The 4,487-nt window shown below is 40.3% G+C and carries 4 protein-coding genes; all 4 read left to right on the top strand.

All coding sequences use genetic code 11. The features are described 5' to 3' along the window. A partial coding sequence (locus AC4GME_RS03480) for a hypothetical protein (protein ID WP_490379016.1) occupies positions 1 to 1,321 on the top strand: 1,321 nt, incomplete at its 5' end. A gap of 606 nt (positions 1,322 to 1,927) precedes the next feature. Continuing rightward, on the top strand, positions 1,928 to 2,290 hold the full coding sequence (locus AC4GME_RS03475) for a hypothetical protein (protein WP_490375580.1): 363 nt from the start codon (positions 1,928 to 1,930) through the stop codon (positions 2,288 to 2,290). A gap of 180 nt (positions 2,291 to 2,470) precedes the next feature. Further along, the gene (locus tag AC4GME_RS03470; RefSeq protein WP_490375581.1) at positions 2,471 to 3,781 is read left to right on the top strand and encodes a TolC family protein; all 1,311 of its coding nucleotides are present in this window, start codon (positions 2,471 to 2,473) and stop codon (positions 3,779 to 3,781) included. A gap of 12 nt (positions 3,782 to 3,793) precedes the next feature. Further along, positions 3,794 to 4,487, top strand: a 694-nt coding sequence (locus AC4GME_RS03465) for a heavy metal-binding domain-containing protein (protein ID WP_490379015.1), incomplete at its 3' end; no start/stop codon positions are given.

The raw sequence follows: 4,487 nt of genomic DNA, 5'->3' as shown, positions 1-4,487 counted from the left end.
ATTCGTTTCAGTCACTTCAAACCAGAAACTACCTAACGAACTGGATAACAGTTCGTTAGGTAGTTTCTGGTTTGAAGTGACTGAAACGAATAAAACGGTAGATGGTAAAGCGGTAGTTATCAGTGATGGTAAACGTATGGTGCTTGATACTGATAGTAATAGCGCCAAGCTAGATGACTCTGGTAGCCCATATATTTTTAGTTCTTGGAAGAGCACGACGACTAAACGTACGCCTGAATTAAGTGTAGAGAACACTGTATGGGCGCATAAAAAGCTAGATGATGCATTATTTAACTCACCTGAGCAGAATCTGACTGTTGCCGACAATATCGGCCAGAAAGTGACCTACTCAGTTAAATATGCCCATGATATTTGGTTAACTTGGGAATTTCCTGAATGGGATGCGCAAAATATCAGCGATTTGCAAGCTGTTGTTGATGCTCAGTTGGTGGCTAACGGTAATGATTATAGTGCCGTTGATATCACTAGTTTGATGGAGGGTAATGCAAGAACCGCTACTCAAGATTGGCTTCTGGCAACACCAAGTTTTGCTTATGATGCCGCCGGCAATAAACGCACCTGGTTTATCGTTACTAATGCTTTTGATGGTGAACTTAAAGTGCATGAAACCAGCCTGCCTAATATATATGCAGACTGGCAAGCACAGTTTGTTAATGGGTTTATAAAAATAAATGTGCCTGAATCGTTCACTTTTGAAAACATGGACTATACAACCGATATGGTGAACTTGCCGCCTATTAGCGGGTTTGATGCGGAGAAAGGCAGCTTTAGTTTTGCTCCCGGTTTTGGCTGGAATTCTGATTATCCTTTCTATATGTTCTTGGACGAAACAGAAGCACAAGCTAAGTTAGCAGAGCTAGCAGCAGAACTAGCAGAGTCAAATGTGAAAAAAAATGGTTTTACTGCAGAGTGGCTTAGTGGCAAAAAACTATATATTGTCTGGTATGGTGACGGTGATGATGAACAAGGTAACCCGATTACGGATGTACCCGTTGTTATTGAAGCCGATTATAAAGCGAATGGTGAAGTCACATTTACCGGATTACTTAATGCAGATAAAACGCCGCTAACACAGCATTATCAGGTTAGTAATTCTGGTTTTTTATCTATAACGGAGGAACAAACTCAAGTGACTGAAGGTCATCAAGTAGTCTGCGATAGTACTTCTGATTATATTAAAACGCATTTTATGGTTGACGGTGTGTTTGATAACGCAGATCTGTTCTTTTTCAATAAACAGTACGCGTTGGATTATGCCGCCGTTTGGATAACTGCTCCTATCGAACCGTGTTACTTGTAATTACAATAGCTTATGAGATAAAAACAGGCCAAATGGCCGGTTTTTTATTTTTGGAGGACGTTCAAAATTCTGTGTTAGGGTACAAAATGTTAGATAGCCATTTTTTCAGACCAATGCGGCTACGGAAATTTCCGTTTACGTTTTTCTTGCTCAATCAATGCCTTTAGCAAGTGGAAACAGGACGTTTCCACTAAGTTTGGCTCCGCACAGGGATGTGCGGTCCAAACTGGTGCGTTAAAAAGGGATTTAGTTAGCAAGATAAAAAAACGTTCGGAACGGCACTCTTTTGCTTACTTTTATCTTGCTGTTGAGAGAAAAGTAAAGTCGCCGTCAGGGCGAAACACTCCCTAATAATCAACACCATTAGCTAACAGACACAGGCCTATTTCAAACCAAATCAGCTAGGTATGTCTGCATTCCCACGCAGAGCGTAGGAACGAGGTGAACACCCAAATCAGCTAGGTGTGTTACTATTATTGTCTATTCAAGAATAAAGCGAAACTAGAAGATAAGTCAGACAAGTCACAAAAAACACTCCCTCATACTTGACCTTCCCCTAAGGGGAGGGGCTAAGCTTTTTTCATCCATTCACCTATCGACTTAAATATGAAGCGATTTATCACCTTAATATTGATGCTTACCATACTGTTAACTTTCACTCAGAAAGTCACGGCGTTTGCACCTCTATTAGAAAATGAAACGACTTCGATGGTGAACTGTCCAATGTCCATGGGTTTACACGAATCGCAGATGGATATGAGTAAAACAGATTGTGGTGGTGATGAAATGCCTCATACCATGGACTGCCAAAGCGACTGTGATTTTATGACTGTGGTCTCTGTGCTTTATTTTATCGAGCATGAGCACACTGTTAATCAGCCTCAGTTACAGCTTACTTACCAAACTGGCATATCTGCCGCCCCTTATTACTTTCCTGAATCTTTATATCGGCCTCCCTTTATAGGTTAACTGTTTTTTGTTTAGTTTTAGCTAAACTAAAGTTTTGATTTGTAGAACGTTGATTCGTCTATTTATCAAATAACAGATTAATTTATGTTTGCCTAACTCCTGTATTTTAAGCCTATTGTTTTTTTCTTTTAGAAATAATGCATTGGCAATAAAAAGGAGTGCTAACAAAGGAAAGTGGTTATGAAAATCACCGGGTATTTTTTATCAAGCAACCGCCTTACTCTTAATATGGCGCTTAGCAGCCTATTTAGCTTAACGTTTTTGCTTAGTTTTAATCTTTTTGCAGAGGGCATTACCCTCAATGATGCTGAGCAGATGGCGGTTAAATCTGACCCTGCACAACAAATATATCAATCCCAACAATCGTCACTTATTGCGCAAGGTATTGCTGGCTCAACGCTCGCTGATCCTATGATAAAACTAGGTATGGCGAATGTGCCAACAGACAGTTTTGAATTAGATCAAGATCCTATGACGCAACTTACTGTGGGCTTATCACAGCAATTTAGTCGTGGTTCGCAACGTGAATTGACCCAAAAAGGCTTTAATCAACGATCTGATATAACGGTTTATCAAGGCTTAGATCGTCAGTTAAATGTTAAAAAAGTCGTGCGTGAGCTTTGGTTTAAAATTCTGTTTATTGACAAATCGTTACAGATAGTAAAAGAAAATAAAAAACTGTTTGCAGGTTTTTACCGAGATTTGCAAGCGAAATTTTCTTTAGGATTAACTGATAACGAAGACTTGATTTTCGCAGAAATTGAGATCAGTAAATTTGATGAAAAGCTTGCCGCGCTAAGTCAGAGATCGCTTAATTATCGTAGTTTGTTAAGCGAGCATATCGGCCAATATGCGTATCAACAACTGCCGAGTGAAATTCCGCAATGGTCCGAAACCGTCTCTTATGTAAACGTGCTTAATGCAACAAATAATGAGCATTACGCGTTACTTAGCAAGCATCCGAAAGCCAAGATGTTAGCGCAAACTGTTTTAGTGGCGGATAATGGCATCGAGCTTGCCGAGCAGGGTTACAACCCCAGTTTTAAGGTCGAAGTCGGGTATGGGCATAGGTTAAGTGAGACCGCTATGGGTGAACCAAGATCTGATCTGTTAAGCGCTTTTGTATCTATGGATATTCCGTTATTTACCGATAAACGCCAAGATCAAAAACTTATCTCAGCACAACATATTAAAGGGCAGAAGCAAGCTGAACATCGTTTGTTATTACGCCAGCTTAATGCGTTATTAAACAGTGAAATTAGTAATTATCAGCAGCTACAAGAACGTATAACCCGTTATCAAGAGAGTTTACTGAAACAGGCGAAACTGCATACCAAGCTGTTAGAGCAAAGTTACCAATCTAATACGCGTCCTTTCAAAGAGGTTATTGATGCCTACATCCATGAGCAGAACCTTACTTTAGAATATCAACAACTGTATTTCGATGGCCTTAAAAGCCTTTCTAACATCCGTTATTTTCAGGCACTTTAATAGGAAATTATTATGCGTTATTTATTAGTTTTAATTCTTGGTTTAGTGGTGGGCTTCTTTGCTACCAATAATGAGCAAATCAATAGTTTGTTTACTGCAACAGAAAAAACAGCAGAGCCGGAAATTTTGTATTGGGTTGCGCCGATGGATGCAAAATACCGCCGTGACAAACCGGGTAAATCACCAATGGGTATGGATTTAGTGCCTGTTTACGCGGAAGTGAAAAATGCCTCAAAGGCGGAACTTAAAGTCTTATATTGGGTTGCGCCGATGGATGCCAATTACCGTCGTGATAAACCCGGTAAATCACCTATGGGTATGGATTTAGTACCTGTCTATGATGAGGCGGGCGGGGAATCTGAAGCGGGCGTCGTTACTATCTCCGCTGCTGTTGAAAATAACCTTGGGGTGCGCACCGGTATCGTCGTGAAAGATGATTTTAAAATGGTCATTAATAGCTTAGGGGCGGTGCAAGCCAATGATGATGCGGTTTGGCAAATCAACAGTCGCGTCTCTGGTTGGATTGAAAAACTCTATGTTAGATCGGTAGGTGTGGAAGTGAAAAAAGGGCAACCTTTATTTGAGCTTTACTCGCCTGAATTAGTGAAAGCACAAGAGTCTTTATTCAATGCGATTAACTTGAACCGTAGTGCATTAATCAGCTCATCTAAATCTCGTTTAAAAGCGTTAGGGGTGAGCAATGGAC

It is taken from the genome of Psychromonas sp., assembly GCF_983033635.1.
The sequence above is the reverse complement of the archived record's forward strand: the minus strand, read 5'-3'. Positions and strand labels throughout refer to the sequence as shown.